This is a genomic window from Xanthomonas sp. BRIP62418, from assembly GCF_003993495.1.
Taxonomy (GTDB): domain Bacteria; phylum Pseudomonadota; class Gammaproteobacteria; order Xanthomonadales; family Xanthomonadaceae; genus Xanthomonas; species Xanthomonas euroxanthea.
In genome coordinates this window covers 136,167-159,919 of record NZ_QEZG01000048.1, presented here as the reverse complement: position 1 = coordinate 159,919, position 23,753 = coordinate 136,167, and the positions used below count along the sequence as shown (strand labels likewise).

The 23,753-nt window shown below is 66.2% G+C and carries 18 protein-coding genes; 15 read left to right on the top strand and 3 right to left on the bottom strand.

The window, feature by feature from the left end:
• Positions 1–64 precede the first annotated feature (64 nt).
• The 9 genes from EO174_RS18165 (at position 65) to EO174_RS18125 (ending at position 6,688) form a co-directional block, all read left to right on the top strand.
• Complete coding sequence (locus EO174_RS18165) at positions 65–811, top strand: M15 family metallopeptidase (protein ID WP_206515089.1); 747 nt, start codon at positions 65–67, stop codon at positions 809–811.
• Positions 812–888: 77 nt separating this feature from the next.
• On the top strand, positions 889–1,086 hold the full coding sequence (locus EO174_RS18160) for a CPXCG motif-containing cysteine-rich protein (protein WP_126946467.1): 198 nt from the start codon (positions 889–891) through the stop codon (positions 1,084–1,086).
• A gap of 137 nt (positions 1,087–1,223) precedes the next feature.
• Positions 1,224–1,601 (top strand): hypothetical protein, encoded by a 378-nt coding sequence (locus EO174_RS18155; RefSeq protein WP_119131680.1) that lies wholly within the window; start codon positions 1,224–1,226, stop codon positions 1,599–1,601.
• Positions 1,602–1,825: 224 nt separating this feature from the next.
• A complete protein-coding gene (locus tag EO174_RS18150) occupies positions 1,826–2,188 on the top strand; it encodes an EF-hand domain-containing protein (RefSeq protein ID WP_104584111.1) in 363 nt (120 codons plus the stop codon).
• Between the two features lie 291 nt (positions 2,189–2,479).
• Complete coding sequence (locus EO174_RS18145) at positions 2,480–2,887, top strand: EF-hand domain-containing protein (protein WP_184357090.1); 408 nt, start codon at positions 2,480–2,482, stop codon at positions 2,885–2,887.
• Positions 2,888–2,924: 37 nt separating this feature from the next.
• A complete protein-coding gene (locus EO174_RS18140) occupies positions 2,925–3,683 on the top strand; it encodes an HAD family hydrolase (protein ID WP_104584110.1) in 759 nt (252 codons plus the stop codon).
• Positions 3,684–3,940: 257 nt separating this feature from the next.
• A complete protein-coding gene (locus EO174_RS18135) occupies positions 3,941–4,516 on the top strand; it encodes a hypothetical protein (protein ID WP_126946461.1) in 576 nt (191 codons plus the stop codon).
• Positions 4,517–4,545: 29 nt separating this feature from the next.
• Positions 4,546–5,163, top strand: coding sequence for a hypothetical protein (locus EO174_RS18130; protein ID WP_126946458.1), 618 nt, complete (start codon positions 4,546–4,548; stop codon positions 5,161–5,163).
• Between the two features lie 157 nt (positions 5,164–5,320).
• A complete protein-coding gene (locus tag EO174_RS18125) occupies positions 5,321–6,688 on the top strand; it encodes a VOC family protein (protein ID WP_126946455.1) in 1,368 nt (455 codons plus the stop codon).
• A 985-nt stretch (positions 6,689–7,673) separates the two neighbouring features.
• Here EO174_RS18125 and EO174_RS18115 read toward each other — a convergent pair.
• The 3 genes from EO174_RS18115 to EO174_RS18105 form a co-directional block, all read right to left on the bottom strand.
• The gene (locus EO174_RS18115) at positions 7,674–10,814 is read right to left on the bottom strand and encodes an efflux RND transporter permease subunit (RefSeq protein ID WP_126946452.1); all 3,141 of its coding nucleotides are present in this window, start codon (positions 10,812–10,814) and stop codon (positions 7,674–7,676) included.
• Positions 10,815–10,947: 133 nt separating this feature from the next.
• Complete coding sequence (locus tag EO174_RS18110) at positions 10,948–14,196, bottom strand: efflux RND transporter permease subunit (RefSeq protein WP_126946449.1); 3,249 nt, start codon at positions 14,194–14,196, stop codon at positions 10,948–10,950.
• 93 nt (positions 14,197–14,289) lie between these two features.
• Positions 14,290–15,531 (bottom strand): efflux RND transporter periplasmic adaptor subunit, encoded by a 1,242-nt coding sequence (locus tag EO174_RS18105; protein WP_104584104.1) that lies wholly within the window; start codon positions 15,529–15,531, stop codon positions 14,290–14,292.
• 256 nt (positions 15,532–15,787) lie between these two features.
• On the opposite strand from EO174_RS18105, the gene EO174_RS18100 reads away from it, so the two are divergent.
• The 6 genes from EO174_RS18100 to aceK all read left to right on the top strand — a co-directional run bounded on the left by EO174_RS18100 (position 15,788) and on the right by aceK (position 23,742).
• Positions 15,788–17,104, top strand: coding sequence for a M20 family metallopeptidase (locus EO174_RS18100; protein ID WP_104650034.1), 1,317 nt, complete (start codon positions 15,788–15,790; stop codon positions 17,102–17,104).
• A gap of 163 nt (positions 17,105–17,267) precedes the next feature.
• Entirely contained in the window at positions 17,268–18,083 is an 816-nt protein-coding gene (queF, locus tag EO174_RS18095; RefSeq protein WP_126946446.1) for an NADPH-dependent 7-cyano-7-deazaguanine reductase QueF, read from the top strand.
• A gap of 102 nt (positions 18,084–18,185) precedes the next feature.
• A complete protein-coding gene (locus EO174_RS18090; RefSeq protein ID WP_104584101.1) occupies positions 18,186–18,479 on the top strand; it encodes a LysM peptidoglycan-binding domain-containing protein in 294 nt (97 codons plus the stop codon).
• 75 nt (positions 18,480–18,554) lie between these two features.
• On the top strand, positions 18,555–19,112 hold the full coding sequence (locus tag EO174_RS18085) for a hypothetical protein (RefSeq protein WP_126946443.1): 558 nt from the start codon (positions 18,555–18,557) through the stop codon (positions 19,110–19,112).
• A 389-nt stretch (positions 19,113–19,501) separates the two neighbouring features.
• Positions 19,502–21,733 (top strand): NADP-dependent isocitrate dehydrogenase, encoded by a 2,232-nt coding sequence (locus EO174_RS18080; protein WP_126946440.1) that lies wholly within the window; start codon positions 19,502–19,504, stop codon positions 21,731–21,733.
• Between the two features lie 269 nt (positions 21,734–22,002).
• A complete protein-coding gene (aceK, locus tag EO174_RS18075; RefSeq protein ID WP_126946437.1) occupies positions 22,003–23,742 on the top strand; it encodes a bifunctional isocitrate dehydrogenase kinase/phosphatase in 1,740 nt (579 codons plus the stop codon).
• Positions 23,743–23,753: the final 11 nt, after the last annotated feature.

The window sequence follows — 23,753 nt, the reverse complement described above, 5'->3', positions numbered from 1 at the left end:
GGCGAGCCGATACGGACGCGATACTTCCGGCGCAGTGTTTCCATATGGTTGCAAAGGAGAAACGATGAGGCACATCAAGTCGGCACGGACATTATCTTCTCGGTTTCGGGGCAAGGTCTGTTGCGCCCTGCTGTCGATTGCGTTGGTGCCGTGCGTTGCCACAGCCGCCCAGGTGCACATCTCTTCAGCAACGACCGCCGCACAAGCCGGTCTGGTCAATGTGCAGGACCTCGCGCCGGAAATCGTGGTGGACATGCGTTATGCGGGCAGCAACAACTTCACCGGGCGCGTGGTGCCGGGGTATCTGGCGCCCACCTGCTATTTGCTGCGTCCGGCCGCGGAGGCCCTGGCGCGGGTGGCGCGGTCGCTCAAGCCCCAGGGCTATCGACTGCAGGTGTTCGATTGCTACCGGCCGGTGCGGGCGGTGCAGGCATTCGTGGCCTGGGCTGCGGATCTGCAAGACCAGTCGACCAAGGCGCAGCACTACCCGCGCGTGGACAAACGCGCGCTGCTGGGGGACTACATCGCCGAGACCTCCGGGCATAGCCGCGGCGCAACGCTGGACCTGGGGCTGCTGGACTGCCGGCACGGCCCATGCCAGCCGGTGGAGATGGGCACCGAGTTCGATTTCTTCGATGCGCGTGCGCATACCGATGCGCGCGACATCAGCCCGGTACAGCGTGCCCACCGCCAGCAGTTGTTGCATGCGATGGCGGCGGAGGGATTTGCCAATTATCCGATGGAGTGGTGGCACTTCACGTTCCGCCCCGAGCCGATGCCGGAGACCGCGTTCGATGTGCCGGTCAATTGAATGACGCGCCGCAGGCGGTGACGCGGCACCGCACTATCCCTGTCGTCCATCACTCCAAGCCGCTGCAAGGAATTGCCATGTCCGACCCGGAACGCTTTGTCGATATCGCCTGCCCGTATTGCGGGGAGTGGATCACCCTGACGCTGGATCTGACCGGCGGCGACCAGCATTACATCGAAGATTGCCAGGTGTGCTGCAAGCCGATCTCGGTCAGCGTGCAATGGGACGAAGAAGGCGAAGCGCAGGTGCGTGCGCGCGGGCAGGACGATGGGTGAGCACGGCGTGTCGCGGGATCGGGCAGCTGGATCACCCGGCCCAGCCTCGTTCGCATCACCGCTCGCGCCTGCGGCTCTGGCCGGGATCCATCCCCCGCAACCGCTAGACTGATGCGCCTGCTGCCTGGATCGTCACGATGAATCTGCCCCTGCACTTCGGTCTGCTCGGTTCACTGGAGGCTGGCCTGATCGCGTTGGTGCTGGGCGTGCTGGTCTTCGCGGCGGTCGAGCACCTCGGCCGGCGTCTGCACTTCAGCCACGGGCACACGCTGGGCATTGCTTGTCTGCTCGCGGTCGCCATCGGCGGCGGCTACGACATCTGGAATCTCGTCTATACCAGCATCGTGCGGCTGGAGTCGCCGCTCTACGCGCGTCTGGCACTGGCCAGGATCCACGATCCCAATGAATTGGGATCGCGCGTGGTGCTGGAAGTAGCCGGGGCGATCGCGGGCGTCGTGGTGGGTTGGAAACTGTTCAGCTCCGGCAGCTGGGACGACGAGGCGCCGACCGCGTAAAACCACGCGCTGAAATGCGGCGTGGTTCGCATATTTCCATGCATTGAATGCGGTGCTTCTGTTTGGCTCACCGAGGTCTAACAGACGGCTAGACGCAAACATTCGGCGGGTGGTTAAGAGGATGTTTTGCAGGAAATTGCGGCGGGTTTTACGTTCATTCGGGTTGGGTAAGGTGGGGCCATGTGCGGCGACACCGCGCATTCCCAAGCCAAGGAGACCACCCAATGAAGAATCGCAACCGCACCTCGCTGCTCGCCGCCACCGCCGCTCTTGCCGCCGCCCTGGCGCTGCCGGCCATGGCGCAGAGTACGCAGCAGGATGCCGCCGCGACGTCGGCCCAGTCGGGAAGTTCTGCCACTACTGCAGCGCAGCCTGCGCAATCCGGCGGCGGCCAGACCTGGGCGAGTGTCGACACCGACAGCGACGGCGCCATCAGCACGCAAGAGGCCCAGGTCAACGCCGGGCTTGCGCAGATCTTCAATGACGCCGATTCGGACAAGAACGGCAAACTGACCCCGGATGAATACAAGGCCTTTGTCGTCAAGCAGCAGGGCGGCGCCGCGGCGAGCGGGTCGCAGGGCAACTGAGGGAGGAGTACGCAACGCAGTGAGTTCGTTTGCTGACATGTTCTTTCGATATCAGGAGGCAGCTTCCGCAGTCGCAGTTGTTTGAACAGCGGTTCGATCCGCAGCATCGCTGTCAGATGCCCGGCTCGGGCATGTACTTGAGCAAATAGCAGCATGACCAGGTAACAGGATGGACACGCGGGAGCGATCTGCCAGGGTCGCTCCCGTTTTCTTTACGTGCGCCGCGCTACATTCGCCGGCCCGTCTTCTTGGCACATGCCCATGCTGCCGCGCATTGCCGTGTTAATCGGCCTGTCGAACCCACTGTGGGCCCTGGCGGCGCCGCCAGAGTTGCCGCCCGCCAACCCGCCACGTGCGGGGTCTTCCAGCGCAGGACCGGCAGCACCGGTAATGGCGCCGTTGCCGATCGACCCACCGTCGCCTGCCACCACGCCCTTGCTACCGGCCGACGCTGCCGCGCCATCGGCTGCCAAGGGTGGGGCAGAGGCCGCGCTGGTGCCACAAGCCGGCACGCTGGCGCCACGCACCTTCCGCAGCCTGGACAGCGATGCCGATGGTGCATTGACCCCGGCCGAAGCCGGCGCCGACCCCGTCCTGCGCGAGAATTTTGCAGGCTTCGACAGCAATGGCGATGGGCGCCTGTCGCGCGACGAATTTGCCAGCTACCAGCCCGGCCCGGGTGATGCCGCAGGGGATTGATCGCAGCAGCGCTCCAGTGCGCTGCTAAACTGTCGCGATGAGCTCTCTTGCACAGCGCGACGGCCAGGCGATCCAACTGGTCGGCTTCGACGGCGACGATACCCTCTGGAAAAGCGAGGACTATTACCGCACTGCCGAGGCGGATTTCGAAGCGATCCTGGCCGCGTATCTGGATCTGGGCGACAGCCGCATGCAGCAGCATCTGCTGGCGGTGGAACGGCGCAATCTCAAGGTGTTCGGCTACGGCGCCAAGGGCATGACGCTGTCGATGATCGAGACAGCGATCGAACTGACGCAGGCGCGCATCGATGCACGCGACATCCAGCGTATCGTCGAAATCGGCCGGGCCACGCTGCAGCACCCGGTGGAGGTGATTGCCGGCGTGCGCGAGGCGGTCAGCGCGATTGCCGCCGACTATGCGGTGGTGCTGATCACCAAGGGCGACCTGTTCCACCAGGAGCAAAAGATCGAGCAGTCCGGTCTGGCCGATCTGTTTCCGCGCGTGGAGGTGGTGTCCGAAAAGGATCCCCACACCTATGCGCGCGTGCTGGGCGAGTTCGACCTGCCGGCGCAGCGCTTTGTGATGATCGGCAATTCCCTGCGCTCGGACGTGGAGCCGGTGCTGGCCATCGGCGGCTGGGGGATCTACACCCCGTACGCGGTCACCTGGGCGCACGAGCAGGAGCACGGGGTGGCCGCCGACGAACCGCGCATGCGCGAAGTGCCCGACGCCGCCGGCTGGCCGGCGGCGGTGCATGGCCTGGATGCACTGGCCAGGCAGCACGCGCTAAGCTGAGCATCGCGGCACGCGTCTGCGGGCATGGGGAGCGGCCGCGGCCGCTTGGGATACCTGCTCCGTATCGACTCGCCTTAGGTCGTCGCACCGCCGTGGTAGTGGCTGGATTTTCCACGTCGGCTGCAGGAGCCAGGGGCGGGCGTGACCGTGGCGCCGGTTTGCAGATGCTATGAATCAACATGCGGGCGTATCGCAGTGCCCGCCAACAGGACGTTCCGGCCACCAGGCGTGCGTGGCCGACCTTGGAGGGATTGCCCATGAACATGTTGTCCGTCATCCATCATGCAGTGCTGGCCGTTGCGCTGGGGCTGCTTGTGGGCGCCACGCCGCTTGCGGCGGCCGAGCTGGAAGAAGAAATCATCACCCCGAGCGAGGTGATCTTTCGCGACGGGCAGCCGTACTACGACGATGCGGGCGACTATGTGCGTCTTCGCACGCGCAAGTTGGGTGGGGAGACCGTGTATTTCCGCACCGTCCGCTTCGACCGAGAGCAAGGCTATGTGGATGCGCACGGCCAGAGCATCGCGACATTGCAGTCCCGCCCGACTGCGGGCGATCGCGCTTCCGCGTTTTCGGCCGATCGATATTCCGATGCCCGATACGGCGGTGCCTATAGCGGTTATGGCTATGGCCGTGAGCTACGGTTTGGTGCATCGCGCAACCGTCCGTATGGGCAGATCTACTACGGCAACGGCCTGTACGGGCCGGACCCGTACAGCAGCCCACACAACCGCGATGCGCGTCAGCGTTACATCGGTCCCGGTTACGTGGGCTCCTGCGACCTGAGCGGCTGCCGCGAGGTGCATTCCATCGGCTTTTACGATCTGCGCTGACACGCGTGTGGCCTGACACCGGCGCGTGCATGCGGCATCATCGGGGCATGCCTGCCTCACGCTCACCTCGGTTGCGATCGCTGCCACTGCTGGCTGCCCTTCTGGCTCCGGCGCTGGCAATGGCACAGGGCGTATCGGCGCCGGCTGCCGGCATCCCGGCGCAAGAGGCTGCGCCGGCGGTGATGCCCGGCACCGGCGATGCGTGGGTGGACCAGCATCTTGCCGATATGGGCAGCTATGCGCAGCGCTATCCCGACAGTTTCATCGATGAGGTTGCCCGCTATACCGAGACCCCGCGCGGCTATGTGCAGGCGCTGTTGCAGGTGCATGGCTGGCATGCCGGCGACATCTACTTCGCCTGCGCGTGGGCGCACACGGTGCAGCTGTCGTGCCGCGAAAGCGTGCGCGCCTACACGCGCGACCATCATGACGGCTGGGAGGGTGTGATCACGCGGCTGTCGGTGGCACCGGATAACGCGCATCTGCGCGCGCTGCGGCATGCCATCGTCGCCAGCTACGACCGCTGGGAACGGCCGATCACCCTCGACGCAATCCTACGTCGCCAGCTCGGCGATCATGCGCAGCGGCTGGAGGCTGCGCGCGAGGCCAGCGAGGCGGCCGACGCCGCAGCGCAGGCGGGGTTGTAACGCGGCGCAAGGCGCCTCGCCGGAGTCGGGCATGCTACGGCTGGCTGTCTGCGCGGCAACGCGCGGGCGCGATGCTGCCGTGCAGCTGGTCGCCGCGGGGTGCGGTCGGCGAGAATGCCGCAACGCCGGCGTTGGCCGGCACTGCCAAGACCAGCCCATGCGCGATACCGTGTTTGTCTCCCCCGATCACATCCGCAGCCTGTTCGCGCAGGCGATGTCGGACATGTATCGCGCCGAGGTGCCGTTGTACGGCGACCTGATGGCGCTGGTGGCGCAGGTCAACGCCGACACCCTGAGCGCCGATCCGGCCCTGGCCGCGCGCCTGCAGCGCAATGACGAGCGTGCACGCCTGGATCTGGAACGGCATGGCGCCATCCGGGTCGGCACGGCGCAGGAACTGGCCACGCTGCGGCGGCTGTTTGCGGTGATGGGCATGCATCCGGTGGGGTATTACGACTTGTCGGTAGCGGGTGTGCCGGTGCATTCCACCGCGTTCCGCCCGATCGACGAGGCGGCGCTGTCGGCCAATCCATTCCGCGTGTTCACCTCCTTGCTGCGGCTGGAATTGATCGAAGACGCCGCGCTTCGTGCGCAGGCGGCGCAAATCCTGGAGCAGCGGCAGATCTTCACTGCCGCCGCGCTGGAGCTGATCGAACAGCACGAGCGTCATGGTGGACTGGAAGCGGCGCAGGCGCAGCAGTTCGTGGCCGAAGCGCTGGAAACCTTCCGCTGGCATGGCGATGCCACGGTCTCGCTGCCGACCTACCACGCGTTGAGCCAGGCGCACAAGCTGATCGCCGACGTGGTGAGTTTCCACGGCCCGCATATCAATCACCTGACGCCGCGCACGCTGGATATCGATGCGGCGCAGGCGCAGATGCAGCGCGCCGGTATCGATGCCAAGGCGGTGATCGAGGGGCCGCCGCGTCGGCGTGTGCCGATCCTGCTGCGCCAGACCAGCTTCAAGGCCCTGGAGGAGCCGGTGCGCTTTGTCGGCGACAGCGGGCAGGCCGAGCACGGCACGCATACCGCACGCTTCGGCGAGATCGAGCAGCGCGGACTCGCACTGACCCCCAAGGGCCGCGCGCTGTACGACGCGCTCTTGGCGCAGGCCCGCGACAGCGATGGCGCGGGCAGCACCGGCGCCGATTACGCCACGCGTCTGCAGACCGCGTTCGTGGCGTTTCCCGACGACGAAGCCGTGCTGCGTCAGGAAGGCCTGGGCTACTTCCGCTACGCGCTGACCGAGGCCGGACGTGCCGACCCTGCGCAAGTGGCGGCACTGCCGGCAGAAACCGCGATTGCGCTCGGTCTGCTCAGTGCCGATCCGATCATCTATGAAGACTTCCTGCCGGTGAGTGCGGCCGGCATCTTCCAGTCCAATCTCGGTGGCGCCGAGCAACGCGCCTACGCCGCCCATTCGAGCAAGCGCAGCTTCGAACAGGCGCTGGGTGCGCAGGTACACGATGAGTGCGCGTTGTACGCACAGCTGGAACGGGCGTCGCTGCAGGCGTTGCTGGTGTAGCGGTCCCGTCGCGGCGCGTGCGTGTGCAGGCCTGCGATCTGCCGGCCCTGTCGCGCGTGGCGTGATCGCGCGGTGCACATTGCAAGGATGTGCGCCGCTGCGGATTCGGATGGCGCACCCTCGACGTCAGGCCAGGAAAGCAGACGAGATTCCGCTCAGCAGCGGCGTCTGGATGCGGTCAGGCGGTGGGCTCAGGCCAAAAGCTTGGTGAGTCGAGGGCGCGATGCCCTCACCACGCCGCAAGTACGTCCATGTAGGCGCGGTGGCGGCATCCATGCCGCCCCACACGGTCCCGCAAGCGGCGAGGGCAACGCACCAGGACGTCGGTCGGTTGTCGGGTCAAAAAAAGCCATCGCTACGCCTGCTCTGGGGACGCCGAGACGGTTGCCGTCGACGTGTTGAAACCTCGCGTCTGCTCTGCCCGTCTTGGGAGGCTGAGTGGGAGCGCCGTTACCGAACAATGCGCGTCATGCATTGCTTGCACCATGCGCATCGACCATCTCGATGGGTCCTTGCCCGCCCACCGTCGCGGGACCTTACGCGGCATGGATGCCGCGTAAGAGCCTACAGGGATGTACTTGCGGCGTGTCCTGCGATGGTGGGCGGGCAAGGGCCCCGCAGCCAACCCACAGATCAGCCACTCTAGGACTGATCCATCAGTACTGCCCAATCACACCAAGACATCCAAAAATTCGACTCTTAGCATCGTTTGAGTTCAGTCAACGCCGAGCACGTCGAGGGCGAGGTGTCCTCAGCACTTGCGGGACACGCCGTAAGTACGTCCATGTAGGTTCGGTGGCGGCATGCATGCCGCCACACGGTCCCGCAAGCGGCGAGGGCACCGCACCTGCCAACGTGGTCGTGTACCGATGGGAACCAGAAAGCCTGCGCCATCCATATGGCGGTGAGCTTAGTAAAAAAAGCCCGATCTGTTACCCAAACAAAGACCGCACGCGTCTGGCGGGGTGCGGTCTTTTGAGCAGGCTCAGTGCGCCGAGGTTGCCGGGCGCCGTGCCGCCGCGCGCTCGGCCCGACGTGCACGCGCGCGTGCGCGCCGCGCCTTCCAGCGTTCGCTCAGGCAGGAGAAGATCACGTACAGCGCCGGGGTGCTGAGCAGGGTCAGGCCCTGCGAGAAGATCAGCCCGCCGATCATCGCGATGCCCAGCGGGCGGCGCAGTTCCGAGCCTTCGCCCAGGCCCACCGCCAGCGGGACTGCGGCCAGGATCGCCACCATCGTGGTCATCATGATCGGGCGGAAGCGCACGATCGAGGCTTCGCGCGCAGCCGCGCGCGCATCCATGCCGTGCACGCGCTGCGCCACCAGCGCGAAGTCGATCATCATGATCGCGTTCTTCTTGACGATGCCGATCAGCAGCACCAACGCGATCATCGAGATCACCGACAACTCCGTGTTGGTGAGGAACAACGCCAGCAGCGCGCCGACGCCGGCGGCCGGCAGCGTGGACAGGATGGTCACCGGGTGGATCAGGCTCTCGTACAGCATGCCCAGCACGATGTAGACGGTGAGCACTGCGGCCAGCAGCAACACGCCCATCGAGTTGGGGCTGAGTTGCACGTTGAAGCTGTCGTCGCCGCTGAGGCGGATGCCGTCGGGCATCCGCAAGCCCTCCACGGTGGACTTGATGATCAGGTCCGCCTCGCCGGTGCTCACGCCCGGTGCGAGGTTGTAGCTCAGATCCATCGTGGTGTACTGGTTTTCGTGGACGATCTGCGGCGGCGCCAGCCCGGGCACCTGGGTGGCGACGGAGGTGATCGGCACCATCAGGCCGGCGCGATTGGGCACGAACACCTGATCCAGCGCCTTGGGCGTTGCCGTCTGCGAGGGCAGTGCATTGACCACCACGCTGTACTGGTTGAGATCCGAATAGATGGTGGAAATGGAGCGCTGGCCGAACGCGCCATACAGCGCGCCATCGATGGCACCGACCGAAATGCCCAGGCGCGCGGCCTTGGCGCGGTCGATCACGATGTTCTGGCGCAGGCCCGAGGTATCCACGTCGGTGCCGACATCGCGCAGGCGCGGATTCTTCTTCAACGCGGCCTGCAGTTTGGGCAACCATTCCTGCAGCTGGGCCAGGTCGTTGCCCTGCAGCGAGACACGGTACTGCGCGCCCTGGCTGGTGCCGCCACCGCCGTCGCTGGGCAGGTCCTGGATCGCGCGCAGACGCAGATCCAGATCCGGGTAACGGTCGGCCTTGGCGCTCAGGCGCGCGACCACTTGCGCGGTGGTCTCGCGGCGGCCTTCGTCGCGCTTCTTCAATTCGATGTTGAACGACGCACTGGAACCCTGGCGACCGGAACCCAGCCGTGCACCGACGGTCTTCACCGCCGGGTCGGCCATCAACATGTCGGTGATGCGGCGCTGGCGGCTGACCATGTCGGCAAACGACACCGTCGCGCTGGAATTGGCGCGGCCCCAGATCAGGCCGGTGTCCTGCGCCGGGAACGAGCCCTTCTTGACCGCACCGCCGAGGAAGACGGTGGCGGCGATCAGCAGCAGCGGCGTCAGCGACAGCAGCAAGGCGTGCCGCAGCGAGAAATCCAGCGCCACCGTGTACACCGCGAGCATGCGCTCGTGCATGTGGTCCAGCCAGGCGCCGAAACGGCTAGGTTTTTCCGGTTCGGTGTGCGCGGACAGAAAGCGGCTGCACAGCGCCGGCGTCAGGGTCAGCGACACCAGCATCGACACCACGATCGCCGCCACCAGGGTCACGGTGAACTCGCGGAAGAACGCGCCGATCATGCCGCTGGCAAACAGCATCGGAATGAACACCGCCACCAGCGAGGCAGTGATCGACACGATGGTGAAGCCGATCTCGCGCGCACCGGCCAATGCGGCATCCAGACGCGGCATGCCTTCGTCCAGATGCCGCATGATGTTTTCGATCACCACGATCGCATCGTCGACCACAAAGCCAATGGCGATCACCAGCGCCAGCAGGCTGAGGTTGTTCAAGGTGAAGCCCAGTACGTACATCACCAGCGCCGAGCCGGCCAGCGACAGCGGCACGGTGACCGCCGCGATCAGCGTCGGGGCCAGGCGGCGCAGAAACAGTGCCATGGTCAGGATCACCATCACCAGGCTGATCATCAGCGTGGCCTGCACCTCGTGCAGCGAGGCGCGGATGGTCGGGGTGCGGTCGAAGTAGGGCGTCAGCGTGGTGCCGGGCTGCAGGTAGGCGCGCAGCTCGGGAATCTGCGCCTTTACCTGGTCCACGGTTTCGACGATGTTGGCGCCGGCGCGGGTGAAGGCATACATCACCACCGCCGGCTTGCCGTCGAACCAGGCCGCCTGGTAGGCGTCCTGCTGGCCGTCGTAGACGGTGGCCACATCGCCCAGCCGCACGATGCGCCCATTGGACTGTGTGGAGATTGCCAGCTGCGCGAAGTCGGCGGCCTTGGACACCGAATCGTTGGCCACGATCGCCATGGTGGTGTTGCCGTCGGACAGAAACCCGGTCGGCGAGGTGACGTTGGCCGCGCGCACCGCGTTGCGCAGGTCGTCCGGGGTCAGGCCCAGCGCGTTGAGCGCACGCAGGTCCACGTCCACGCGGACCGCCGGCGTGGAGGCGCCTGCGATGTCGACCGAACTGATGCCGGTGATCTGGCGCAGCCGTTGCGCCAGCAGCGAGTCGGCAACGTTGTAGAGCTCATCGGCCGATTGCGTGTCCGAGGTCAGCGCGATGGCGATGACCGGGTCGTCGTTCGGGTTGGCTTTCGAATAGATCGGCGTGCCGAGCCCGGACGGCAGGTCCGACTGCGAGGAGTTGATCGCGGTCTGCACGTCCTGCGCGGCCGAATCGATGTTGCGATTGCTCTGGAACACCAGCACCACCAGGCTGCTGCTCTCCGAACTGGAGGAGCGCATGCGGTCGATGCCGGGCAGCTGGCCCAGGTGGCGTTCCAGTGGCGCGGTGACGGTGGAGGCCATGGTGCTGGCATCGGCGCCGGACTGCGTGGCGTGCACGAAGATCACCGGAATCTGGATGTTCGGCAACGCCGCCACGCCCAGCCGCAGGTAGCACATCAATCCGATCACGAACAAACCGATCGCCAGCAGCGCGGTGCCGATCGGGCGCTTGATGAAGGGCGCGGAGATGTTCATGGCCGTGGTGCCGGGAGTCGGGATTCGGGAATCGGGAATTGGGAAAGGCCAGAACCAAAGCCGAAACCAAAGCGACTGTCACGCGGGCGATGCCGCGGGCCAGCGGATCGGTCAGCGATACCGCTACCGGTCCTCATGCCGGGCGCTCCGGGCTTGGAGCCGCAGCTGCATCGCCATGACGTGCGGCACGGCGCGCGCGCCAGTCGCGCAGCCGCTCGCCGGCACGTTCCATGTACAGATAGATCACCGGCGTGGTGTACAGCGTCACCAGCTGCGACAGCAGCAGGCCACCGACGATGGCGATGCCGAGCGGACGCCGCAGTTCCGAGCCGATGCCGGTGCCCAGCGCCAGCGGCAGCGCGCCCAGCATCGCCGCGGCGGTGGTCATCATGATCGGGCGGAAGCGCAGCAGGCAGGCGCGGCGGATCGCCTCGTGCGCGTTGGCGCCTTCGCGGCGGGCGTCGATGGCGAAGTCGATCATCATGATCGCGTTCTTCTTGACGATGCCGATCAGCAGCACGATGCCGACGATGCCGTCCACCGACAGGCTCAACCCGCATAGCATCAGTGCCAGCAGCGCGCCGACGCCGGCCGGCGGCAGCGTGGAGATGATCGTCAGCGGATGGATGTAGCTCTCGTACAGCACGCCCAGCACGATGTAGATCACCACGATCGAGGCCAGCAGCAGCCAGACGATATCGGTCTGGCTGCCGGTGAATTCGGCCGCCTTGCCGACGAACTGCGCGTGCACCTGGGTCGGGATCTTCAGGTCCTGGCGCGCCTGCTCGATCGCCGCCACTGCCTGCGACAACGAATGTCCCGGTGCCAGATTGAACGAGATGGTGACCGCCGGCAGCTGCTGCTGGTGGCTGACCACCAGCGGCGTGTTGGTGACCTTGGCCTCGGCCAGTGCGGCCAGCGGAATGATGCTGCCGGCACCGACCACGATGCCGGTGTTCTGCGCGCCCACGCCGGTGGCGGTGGACGAATTGGACGAGGTCAGCTGGCCGAAGCTGGTCGCATTGGTGCCGGTCAGCGCGCCGCTGCCGTTGCTGGCCACCGCCAGCTGATTCATCAATGCGGTGCTGCTGCGGAATTCCGGCGCCACTTCCAGCACCACCCGGTACTGATTGAGCTCGGTGAAGATGGTGGAGATCTGGCGCTGGCCGAAGGCGTCGTACAGCGTGTCGTCGATGGTCTGCATCGGCACGCCGAGCATGCTGGCCTTGTCGCGGTCGATGCTCAGTTCCAGCGCACGGCCCTGGTTGGCCAGGTTGTTGTCCACGTCGGCCAGCTCGGGCAGCTTGCGCATCGCCTCGGTCATGCGCCCGGCCCAGGTGGCCAGCTCGCTGCTGTCCACGTCCGATATCGAATACTGGTATTCGGTGGCGGCCACGCGGGTGTCCAGGGTGACGTCCTGCACCGGCTTGAGGAACAGCGCCACGCCCGGAATGCCGGCCACCGCCTTTTGCAGGCGCGGCAGCACCTCGTCCAGGCCCTCGCGGTCGCCGCGCGTCTTCAGCACGATCGCCAGCTGGCCCTGGTTGATGGTCGGGTTCATGGTGCCGGCGCCGATGAAGGCGGCCACGCCGGTCACCGCCGGGTCCTTCTGCAGCGCCGCGGCTACCGCCTGGGTGCGCTGCTCCATCTGCGGGAACGCCACGTTCTGGTCGGCCTGCACCACGCCGGTGATCAGGCCGGTGTCCTGCTCGGGCAGCAGGCCCTTGGGGATCGCCACGTACAGCACCACGGTCAGCGCCACTGCGCCGATCGCCACCGCCAGGGTCAGCGGCTGGTGCGCCAGCACCCAGTCCAGGCTGCGTTCGTAGGCGCCCACGGTGCGCGTCCACAGGTTGGTCTTGCCGGCGGCGGCGGCGCGTTCGTGCGCGTCCTCGCCTTCGGGCAGGGCGTCGGGCTTGAGCAGGTAGGCGCACATCATCGGCGTCAGCGTCAGCGACACCAGCATCGAGATCACCACCGCAATCGACAGCACCCACGCAAACTCATGGAACAGGCGCCCGGTCACGCCCGGCATCAGCAGCAGCGGCAGGAACACCGCCACCAGCGACACGGTCAGCGACAGCACGGTGAAGCCGATCTGCCTGGCGCCTTCTTCGGCCGCTTCCCGCCCGCTCTTACCCTGTTCGATGTAGCGCACGATGTTCTCGATCATCACGATCGCATCGTCGACCACGAAACCGGTCGCCACCACCAGCGCCATCAGCGACAGGTTGTCCAGCGACATGCCGGCAAACGCCATCACCCCGAAGGTGCCGGCCAGCGACAGCGGCACCGCCACCGAGGGGATGATGGTGGCCCACAGCCGGCGCAGGAACACGAAGATCACCCCCACCACCAGCGCGATGGTCAGCACCAGGGTGAACTTCACCTCGTGCACCGAGGCGCGGATGGTTTCGGTGCGGTCGGAGAACACCTCCAGGTGGACGTCGGCCGGCAGCACCGACTGCAGCTGCGGCAGGATGCTGCGGATCTGCTCCACCGTCTGCACGATGTTGGCGCCGGGCTGGCGTCGGATTTCCAGCAGCACCGCCGGCTTGCCGTCGGCCCAGGCGGCGAGCTGGTCGTTCTCCACGCCGTCGACCACGTTGGCCACATCAGCCAGCCGCACCGGGCGGCCGTTGCTGTAGCTGATGATGGTTTCGCGGTATTGCGCCGCGTCGGTGAGCTGGTCGTTGGTGCCGATGCTGTAGGACTGGGTCTTGCCGTTGAGCGACCCCTTCGGCGCGCTGACATTGGTCTGGGTCAGCGCGCTGCGCAGCGACTCCATGGTCAGGCCCATGTTCGACAGCTGCGCCGGATTGACCTGGATGCGCACCGCCGGGCGCACGTTGCCGGCGATCGACACCAGCCCCACGCCCGGCACCTGCGACAGGCGCTGGGCCAGGATCGCATCGGCATAGCGGTTGACCTCGCGCAGCGGCAGCGAGTCGGAGGTGAGCTTGAGGGTCAGGATCGCCGCGTCGGCCGGATTGACCCGGTTGTAGACCGGTTGATACGGCAATGACGAGGGCAGGGTGGCCTGACGGATCGCCGCCTGCACATCCTGCGCGGCGATGTCGATGTCGCGGTCCATCGAAAACTGCAGGATGATCGTGGACAGGCCTGCCGACGAATCGGAGGTCATCATCTGCAGCCCGGAGATCTGCCCGAACTGGCGCTCCAGCGGCGTGGTCACCAGCGAGGCCATGGTGGTCGCGTTGGCGCCGGGATACTGGGTGGTGACCACCAGGCTGGGTGCATCGATTTCCGGCAGCGCCGAGACCGGCAATTGCCGGTAGCCCAGGATGCCCAGCAGCAGGATGCCCGCCATCAACAACGAGGTGGCGATGGGACGGCGGATGAAGATGGTCGAAAAGCCCACGGGGGGTGTCCTTGCTGAAGACGTCAATCGATGCCGGCGCGCATGGCGCCGATGCGCACCGGTGACGGAAGTCCCGTCGCCGGTGCGCGCGAGTTAGCGCGGACCGCCGCCGCCGCGTCGGCCACCGGCGCCGCCATGGCTCTTGTCCTGCGCGGCCTTGAGTTCGGCCTCGGTGGGCTCCGGCGGGGTCTCGCCGGGCTTGAGTGCACTGACCTTGCTGCCCGGCTTGAGCCGGAACTGGCCTTCGGTGACTACCCGCTCGCCCGGTTTGAGCCCCTTGGTGACCTGCACATGGCTGTCGTCCACTTCCACGCCCTGCACCACGGTGCGCATCTGCGCGGTGTTGTCGCTGCCGACCACGTAGACGTAATCGCCGTCCGGGCCGCGCTGCACGGCCTGGGTCGGCACCACGGTGCCGCCGGAGATGGTGCGCAGCTGCAGGCGCACGTTGACGAACTGGCCCGGCCACAACGCGTTGTCGGTGTTGGCGAAGATCGCACGCGCACCGAAGGTGCCGCTGTCGGCGGCGATGCGGTTGTCGATCACCTCCAGCTTGCCGTCGCCGCTGATCACGTGCGCATCGCCGCGATCCAGCGCCGCCACGTCCAGCGGGGCAGCCGCCTGGCCGCTGCGCACCGCCTGCAACTCGCGCTCGGGCAGGTTGAAGGATACGTAGATCGGGCGGATCTGGGTCAGGGTGACGATGGTGGAGCTGGCGCTGACGATATTGCCCACGTCCACGCCGCGGATGCCGGCAATCCCGTCGATCGGCGCGGTCACGCGGGTGAACTGTAATTGCACCTGCGCCGAGCGCATCTGCGCATCGTTGGCCGCCACCGCCGCCTCGTACTGCGCCACCTGGTTACGCTGGGTATCCAGGTCTGTGCGCGAGACGTACTGCTTGTAGGCCGGGTCGTTGGAGCGCTGGTAGTTCACCCGCGAGGTCGCCAGCAGCGCCTGGTTCTGGCGCTTGGCCGCCAGTGCCTGGTCGTAGCTGGCCTGCAGGGTGCGCGGGTCGATCTGCGCCAGCAGCTCGCCCTTCTTCACTTCCTGGCCTTCCTTGAAGTTGAGGCTCATCAGCTGGCCGCCGACCTGCGGGCTGACCGTGACCGTATTGAGCGCGGTCACCGTGCCCAGCGCGCTGGCGTAGACCGGCACATCCTGGGTGGTGGCGGCCACGACCGTGACCGGCACCGGGCCGCTGTTCTCGGTGCCATTGCCGTCCGGCGCGTCCGCCCGCTTGCCGTGGTTGCCCCCGCCGAACATCCGCATGGCGACGAACACCACGACGAGCACCGCTACGACCAGCAGTGTGATCTTCCAAAAACGCGACATGCGACAACTCCTGATGGCGGGCCGGGCGCTGGTGCGACCGTGGGGCGGCTGTGCGCAGCATATCGTTGCGGTCAGGCAATTGAGCGTTACTGAAGTAACGGCTCGCCGGGCGAAACGACCGCAGCGTTCACGGATGCAGTGCAGCGGCAACGCGCCAGGGCCGATGCGGTTGACCGCAGGACTGAATCGAGCCCCACTGCCGCCCGCCGGGCACGCGCCTGCACTACATTAAGCAACCATCTTCAGAGGATTGCCGATGCGCCACTCCCGCCTGCTGACCAGCGCCTTGCTGCTGGCCCTGCCCACCCTGGCCGCCGCCCAGGCTGCGCCCCGGCCCGAGGTGCAGGCCGCCGCCGCGCCGTTGCAGACCAAGCTGGTGCAGTGGCGCCGCGACTTCCATCAGCACCCGGAACTGTCCAACCGCGAGGAGCGCACCGCCGCCACCGTGGCCGCGCAGCTGCGCAAGCTCGGCCTCAAGCCGCGCACCGGCATCGCCCATCACGGCGTGGTGGCCATCATCAAGGGCGGCAAGCCGGGTCCGAAGATCGCCTTGCGCGCCGACATGGATGCCTTGCCGGTCAAGGAGCAGACCGGCCTGCCGTTTGCCTCCAAGGCCACTGCCGAGTACCGCGGCGAGCAGGTCGGGGTGATGCACGCCTGCGGCCACGACGCCCACACCGCGATCCTGCTCGGGGTGGCCGAGGCGCTGGTCGGCATGCGCGAGCAGCTGCCGGGCGAAGTGATGCTGATCTTCCAGCCCTCCGAGGAAGGCGCGCCGGGCAACGAGGAGGGTGGCGCGTCGCTGATGCTCAAGGAAGGCCTGTTTGCCGACTTCAAGCCACAGGCGGTGTTCGGCCTGCATGTGTTCTCCAGCGTGCAGGCCGGCAAGATCGCCGTGCGCAGTGGCCCGCTGATGGCGGCCTCGGACCGCTTCGCGATCAAGATGATCGGCCGCCAGACGCATGGCTCGGCGCCGTGGAACGGCATCGACCCGATCGTGGCCAGTGCCGACATGATCGGCGCTGCGCAGACCGTGGTCAGCCGCCGCGCCAACCTGTCCAAGCAGCCGGCGGTGCTGAGCTTCGGTGCGATCAAGGGCGGCATCCGCTACAACATCATCCCCGACGACGTGGACATGGTCGGCACCATCCGCACCTTCGACGAAGGCATGCGCCAGCAGATCTTCGCCGATCTCAAGACGGTGGCCGAGCACACCGCCGCCGCCCACGGCGCCACCGTCCAGGCGCAGGTGCCGGACCAGCCCGGCAACCCGGCCACCGTCAACGACCCGGCGCTGACTGCGAAGATGCTGCCCAGCCTGCAGGCCGTGGTCGGCGCCGACAATGTCTACGAGCCGCCGTTGCAGATGGGCGCGGAAGATTTCTCGTTCTACGCCCAGCAGGTGCCGTCGATGTTCTTCTTCGTCGGCTCCACCGCCAAGGGCATCGACCCGGCCACCGCGCCCAGCAACCATTCGCCGCAGTTCCTGCTCGACGAATCGTCGCTGGATGTGGGCTTGCGGGCACTGTTGCAGGTGTCGCTGGATTACCTGCATCAGGGGCAGGCGGGCTGAATCGGGAGCGGGAATCGGGAATCGTGTGCAGTTGCGCGGTTCCCGTTGACCGGTGGCGATCCATTGGTCGGCGGGCTGCTCGGAGCGGCCTGCTGCTGTCGCCAGCGCGCTCCCGCGTTTGCCATATACCTCACGGCCAGCCCGCCCGGCCTAAAATGGCACGATGAATACCCCAGAAGATTCCACCCTCGGCCGTGAGGTTGCCTACCCCAGCGGCTACGATCCGTCGCTGCTGTTTCCGATTCCGCGCGCGGCCGGGCGCGAGGCGATCGGCCTGCGCGGGGCCTTGCCCTTCATCGGGCGTGACCGCTGGCATGCCTATGAACTGAGCTGGCTCGATGCGCAGGGCAAGCCGTGCGTGGCCACTGCCACCTTGCACGTGCCCTGCGATTCGCTGTCATTGATCGAATCCAAGTCGCTCAAGCTGTATCTCAATTCGCTCAACGCCACCCGCTTCAATAGTGCCGAAGCGGTGCGCACGCGCATCGCCACCGACCTGTCCACGCGCGCCGGTGCCGACGTGGCGGTGGAATTCGGCCTGCCGCCGATCGATGCGGTCGGCGAGGGCGAATCGATCGACGCGCTGGACGTCAGTATCGACGACTATGGCCCGCCCAATGCCGCGTATCTGTCGGCGCACGCGCAACCGGCCACCGAACAAGTGCTGACCTCGGCCCTGCTCAAATCCAATTGCCCGGTCACCGGTCAGCCGGATTGGGCCAGCGTCACGCTGCGCTACCGCGGCGCGCCGATCGACCGCGAAGGCCTACTGCGCTATCTGGTGAGTTTCCGCGACCACGCCGAGTTTCATGAGCAATGCGTGGAGCGGATCTTCCATGACGTGCTGCTCCGCTGCGCGCCCGAGTGGCTGGTGGTCGAAGCGCGTTACACCCGTCGTGGCGGGCTGGACATCAACCCCTTGCGCAGCTCACCCAGCGTGCCGACACCGCTGTCGATCTTCCGCGACCTGCGCCAGTAATCGCCGCCATTGCAGGATCGCGCCAGCTTCACGGTGGCGCGATCCACGCTTAACAGCGCACCGCGCACCCTTCAGGCATCGTGATGCAAAGGGATTGCGGCAATGAATGTCGACAAGAAAGCAGATTTCTCCAACGTGACCTCCTCGGTCGACAGCACCGCGGAGGTCGCGCCTGCGGCGGATTTCTCCAACGTTCGCACCAGTGTGCAGAGCACAGCGCAACTGGTTGGCGAATCGGTCACCGTGCAGGCGGGCGACAGTCTGTCCAGCATTGCCAAGCGCCATTACGGCGACGGCAACCTGTGGCCGCGTATTTTCGAGGCCAACCGCGAAACGCTCAAGGATCCGGACAAGATCTTTCCTGGCCAGGTCCTGCAATTGCCGCCGAAGGCCTAGGCGCTCTGCGCACCGCCACTTCTCGAATCCACTTTTCGAAACCGACTTTTAGCTTGATCTTCCGGAGATTGATCCATGCGTACCAAATCCGTTTCCAGCACCCTCGCCATCGCGCTAGCCGGCGTGCTTGCCTTGTCGGGTTGCAGCAAGAAGGCCGACGACGACAGCGTGTCCAAGGATCCGACTTCCGGCGCCGCTACCGAAGCGATGCCGGGCCCGGCCGCAACACCGCCGGCAAGTGACCAGGCTGGCCAGAGCACGGCGACCGGCGCCGCCAGCACCGACAGCGCCGCCACGGCTGGATCGGCAGTCGCGGTGTCCAGCGTGGTGGTCGGCACCGAGGCCGCTGCCGACAAGAGCGTGACACCGTCGGCCAGCATCGGGGCCAAGAGCACCATCATCGTGTCGATCATGACCGACGGCAGCGCCAGCAACGTGCCGGTGTCGGCCAAGATGACCTACCAGGATGGCCAGGTTGCCGGCGAACAGACCGCCACGCTCAATACCAGCGGAGCCGAGACCACCAACCTGAGCTTCAGCAAGCCCGATGGCTGGCCGGCCGGCACCTATACCGTGCAGGCGATGGTGGATGGCAAGCCGGCCGGTACGCCGCAGACCATTACGGTGAAGTAAGCGCGCCGACAGGCAGGCATCTGGCACATCGCTGGCAGCCGACTGCCCGCAAGGCAATTCTTGCGGCTGTTTGATGAGGCGGGAGATGTCGCGCAGCATGCTTGACTCGCTACATGACGCAGCAGGGCGCGATCGCAAGGTCGCGCCCTTTTGCATGGATGGCCTGTTCGTTACAGCTGCATCCATTGCATTGGCCAGGTGGCGGGACGGAGCATCCGCCTGTGGTCGCTTTACCCGGGCGCGGCTCAGACGCGACAATGCCATGCTGATCCATTGCCGCGTTCCGCGCGCAGGCCGATCGGCGTGCCATCAGCGACCTGCGTCGCGCACGCCAACGCCGGTGCCGTGAACACTGGCGCTCCTTCCGACCACACGAGCCCTCGCACCTTATGTCGAAGACACCGAAGATCATCTACACGCTCACCGACGAAGCACCGTATCTGGCCACGCAGTCGCTGCTGCCGATCATCGATGCCTACACCGATACCGCCGGCATCGTGGTCGAAACCCGCGATATCTCGCTGGCTGGCCGCATCCTGTCGCTGTTTCCCGAACACCTGACCGACGCGCAGAAGATCGCCGACGACCTCGGTGAGCTGGGCGCGCTGGCCACCACGCCGGAAGCCAACATCATCAAGCTGCCCAACATCAGCGCCTCGGTGCCGCAGCTCAAGGCCGCCATCGCCGAACTGCAGGGCCAGGGCTATGCGCTGCCGGCGTATCCGGACACGCCCAAGGACGATGCCGAAAAGGACATCAAGGCGCGCTACGACAAGGTCAAGGGCAGCGCGGTCAATCCGGTGCTGCGCGAGGGCAACTCCGATCGCCGCGCGCCGCTGTCGGTGAAGAACTACGCACGCAAGCATCCGCACCGCATGGGCAAGTGGAGCAGCGATTCGAAGTCGCACGTGGCGCACATGGACGAGGGCGATTTCTTTGGCAGCGAGCAATCCACCACCGTGGCCGCTGCCGGCGCGTTGAAGATCGCGTTCGTCGGCAACGACGGCAGCAGCAGCGTGTTGAAGGAAAAAGTCGCGGTCAAGGCCGGCGAGATCGTCGATGCCGCCGTCTTGAGCAAGCGCGCGCTTGCCAGCTTCATCGACGCGCAGATCGCCGATGCCAAGGCCAAGGATGTGCTGTTCTCGGTGCATCTGAAAGCGACCATGATGAAGGTCTCCGACCCGGTGCTGTTCGGCGTGGTGGTCGGCGAGTTCTACAAGGACACGCTGAGCAAGCATGCCGATGCGCTCGCGTCGGTCGGCTTCGATCCCAACAACGGCATCGGCGACCTGTATGCACGTATCGCCACGCTGCCGGAAGCGCAGCAGGCGCAGATCAAGGCCGATATCCAGGCCGAATACGCGCAGCGTCCGGCCCTGGCGATGGTCAACTCCGACAAGGGCATCACCAACCTGCATGTGCCCAGCGACGTGATCGTCGATGCGTCGATGCCGGCAATGATCCGCGACTCCGGTCAGATGTGGAATGCCGAAGGCAAGCTGCAGGACACCAAGGCGGTGATCCCGGATCGCTGCTACGCCGATGTCTACCAGGCCGTGATCGATGACTGCAAGGCGCATGGCGCATTCGATCCGTCCACCATGGGTTCGGTGCCCAACGTCGGCCTGATGGCGCAGAAGGCCGAGGAATACGGCTCGCACGACAAGACCTTTCAGATTGCCGCCGCCGGCACCGTCAAGGTCACCGACGACACCGGCGCCACCGTGTTCGAACATGCGGTGGAAGCCGGCGACCTGTGGCGCATGTGCCAGGTCAAGGACGCGCCGATCCAGGACTGGGTCAAGCTGGCCGTCGAACGTGCGCGCCTGAGCGAGACGCCTGCGGTGTTCTGGCTGGACAAGGCCCGCGCGCACGATGCGCAGGTCATCGCCAAGGTTGACACCTATCTGAAGGATCACGACACCAACGGCCTGGATATCCGCATCCTGCCGCCGGTGGAAGCGACCACCTTCTCGCTGGAGCGCATCCGCAAGGGCCAGGACACCATCTCGGTCACCGGCAACGTGCTGCGCGATTACCTCACCGACCTGTTCCCGATCCTGGAGCTGGGCACCAGCGCCAAGATGCTGTCGATCGTGCCGCTGATGGCCGGTGGCGGCCTGTTCGAGACCGGTGCCGGTGGCTCGGCGCCCAAGCACGTGCAGCAGTTCGTCCAACAGAACAGCCTGCGCTGGGATTCGCTGGGCGAGTTCCTGGCCCTGGCCGCCTCGCTGGAGCATCTGGGCAACCGTTACGACAACCCGTCGGCCACGGTGCTGGCCAAGGCGCTGGACGTGGCCAACGGCCAGTTCCTGGACAACAACAAGTCGCCAGCGCGCAAGGTCGGTGAACTGGACAACCGCGGCAGCCACTTCTATCTGGCGATGTACTGGGCGCAGGCCCTGGCTGCGCAGACCGAGGACACCGCCCTGCAGGCCAAGTTCGCACCGCTCGCCAAGGCCCTGACCGAGAACGAAGCCACCATCGTGGCCGAGCTCAACGGCGCCCAGGGCAAGCCGGTCGAGATCGGCGGCTACTACCACCCCGATCTGGCCAAGGTCAGCGAGGCGATGCGCCCGAGCAAGACCTTCAACGACGTGTTGGCCACGCTGAAGGCCTGATCCAGCGCACCGCCTGTCGGCGGTGTGTGCAGCGATGCGACAGGCAGGGCCCGCCTCGATGAGAGGCGGGCCTTGTCGTTTCCGGCGTTTGCGTGCAACCGCAAGAACGCGGTCGTTGCGTGCCAGGTCTCACGACCTGGCAATGCCTTGCCTGCGAGGGGTCCTGCGCCTCGTTGCGAGCGGCCTGGGCATTTGGCCGACTGTGCGCCTGTTCGATTGGTCGTTGCTCTCGGCTGCACGCCGCAACCTGCGCTGGGTACACTGCGGCCATGAGCCAGCTCCCGTTACCGCCGCAGTCCGAGCGCCGTGCGCTGGCGATCGCCCATGCCGTGTACGACGCCTTCGAGGACTACCACGCCCGGTTTGCCGAGATCACCGCACGCGCCAAACAGCGCTTCGAAACGCGCGACTGGAGCGGCGCGCGCGATGACGCGGTGGCGCGGATCGCGCTGTACGACCAGTACATCAGCGAATGCATGCTGCGCCTGCGCGCGGTACTGCTGGGGCAGGCGCACGATCGCGCGCTGTGGATGCGCGCACGCGTGCATTACGCCGCGCTGCTGCGCGGGCTGATCGATCAGGAGTTGTACAAGACCTTCTACAACACCCTGACCCGGCGTTACTTCGGCACCCACGGCGTGGATGCCGAGATCGAATTCATCGCGCTGGATATCGAGCCGACCGATGCGATCACGGTGCCGGTTGCGCGGCATACGTATGCGGTCTCGCCCGGCCGGCTGACCGACATGCTGGTGCGCGTGCTCGGCGATTATTCCTTCGACGTGCCGTATGCCCATCGCACCCGCTGCGCGGCGGCGATCGCGGTGCGCCTGCTCGACGATCTCGCGCACTGGGGCGAGCACCCGGTGCGCAGCGTGGAACTGCTGGAGACGGTGTTCTATCGCGAGCGCCGCGCCTACCTGGTGGGCCGGGTGTTCGGCGAACATCGCTTCTCGCCCTGCGTCATCGCCCTGGTCAACGACGCCGCCGGCCTGCGCGCCGAAGCGGTGCTGACCCGACGCAGCGATGTCGCGCAATTGTTCAGCAACTCGCGCAGTTACTTCCAGGCCGATCTGGCCACCGTCGGCGATGCGGTGGTGTTCTTGCGTAGCCTGCTCACCCACAAGCCGGTCGACGAGCTGTACACGATGCTCGGGCGCGCCAAGCAGGGCAAGACCGAACGCTATCGCACGTTTTTCAGCCATTTCCAGGCACATCCGTCCGAGCAGCTGGTGCATGCCGATGGCACGCCCGGCATGGTCATGGTGGTGTTTACGCTGCCCAGCTATCCGCTGGTGTTCAAGCTGATTCGCGACCGCTTCGCCTATCCCAAGACCATGAGTCGCGCGCAGGTGGAGGGCAAGTACGAGCTGGTGTTCCAGCTCGATCGCATCGGTCGCTTGCTGGACGCGCAGCCGTATCGTTTCCTGCGGTTTCCCAAATCGCGTTTCGCGCCAGCGTTGCTGGACGAGCTGCAGACCAGCTGCGCGACGAGTCTGAGCGAGGATGGCCAGGACGTGCTGATCGCGCTGTGCTACGTGCAGCGCCGCCTGCGCCCGCTCAATCTCTACCTGCGCGAACAGCTGCCCGAAGCCGCGCATGCGGCCGCGCTGGACTACGGCCAGGCGATCAAGGACATGGCGCGCAACAACATCTTTCCCGGCGACATGCTGCTGAAGAACTTCGGCATCACCCGCCATCAGCGCGCGGTGTTCTACGACTACGACGAGCTGTGCCTGATCACCGAATGCACCTTCCGCGACTGGCCCACGCCCACCACCTACGAAGAACAGATGGCCGCCGAGCCCTGGTTCCATGTCGGCCCGCGCGACGTGTTTCCCGAGCGCTTCGCGCTGTTCATGGGCCTGCCGCCCTCGCAGCTGGAAGCGGTCAAGCACCTGCACCCGGAGCTGTTCGACCCGCAATGGTGGCGCGACCTGCAAACCCGGCTGCGCGAGGATGATTATCCGGACACGCCGCCCTACGCGGACTCGCGTCGTCTGGCGTAGCCGCCCGATGT

Coding starts and splice junctions, on each gene's coding strand:
- EO174_RS18165 (WP_206515089.1), top strand. CDS start 65: ATGAGGCACATCAAGTCGGCACGGACATTATCTTCTCGGTTTCGGGGC.
- EO174_RS18160 (WP_126946467.1), top strand. CDS start 889: ATGTCCGACCCGGAACGCTTTGTCGATATCGCCTGCCCGTATTGCGGG.
- EO174_RS18155 (WP_119131680.1), top strand. CDS start 1,224: ATGAATCTGCCCCTGCACTTCGGTCTGCTCGGTTCACTGGAGGCTGGC.
- EO174_RS18150 (WP_104584111.1), top strand. CDS start 1,826: ATGAAGAATCGCAACCGCACCTCGCTGCTCGCCGCCACCGCCGCTCTT.
- EO174_RS18140 (WP_104584110.1), top strand. CDS start 2,925: ATGAGCTCTCTTGCACAGCGCGACGGCCAGGCGATCCAACTGGTCGGC.
- EO174_RS18135 (WP_126946461.1), top strand. CDS start 3,941: ATGAACATGTTGTCCGTCATCCATCATGCAGTGCTGGCCGTTGCGCTG.
- EO174_RS18130 (WP_126946458.1), top strand. CDS start 4,546: ATGCGGCATCATCGGGGCATGCCTGCCTCACGCTCACCTCGGTTGCGA.
- EO174_RS18125 (WP_126946455.1), top strand. CDS start 5,321: ATGCGCGATACCGTGTTTGTCTCCCCCGATCACATCCGCAGCCTGTTC.
- EO174_RS18115 (WP_126946452.1), bottom strand. CDS start 10,814: ATGAACATCTCCGCGCCCTTCATCAAGCGCCCGATCGGCACCGCGCTG.
- EO174_RS18105 (WP_104584104.1), bottom strand. CDS start 15,531: ATGTCGCGTTTTTGGAAGATCACACTGCTGGTCGTAGCGGTGCTCGTC.
- EO174_RS18100 (WP_104650034.1), top strand. CDS start 15,788: ATGCGCCACTCCCGCCTGCTGACCAGCGCCTTGCTGCTGGCCCTGCCC.
- queF (WP_126946446.1), top strand. CDS start 17,268: ATGAATACCCCAGAAGATTCCACCCTCGGCCGTGAGGTTGCCTACCCC.
- EO174_RS18090 (WP_104584101.1), top strand. CDS start 18,186: ATGAATGTCGACAAGAAAGCAGATTTCTCCAACGTGACCTCCTCGGTC.
- EO174_RS18085 (WP_126946443.1), top strand. CDS start 18,555: ATGCGTACCAAATCCGTTTCCAGCACCCTCGCCATCGCGCTAGCCGGC.
- EO174_RS18080 (WP_126946440.1), top strand. CDS start 19,502: ATGTCGAAGACACCGAAGATCATCTACACGCTCACCGACGAAGCACCG.
- aceK (WP_126946437.1), top strand. CDS start 22,003: ATGAGCCAGCTCCCGTTACCGCCGCAGTCCGAGCGCCGTGCGCTGGCG.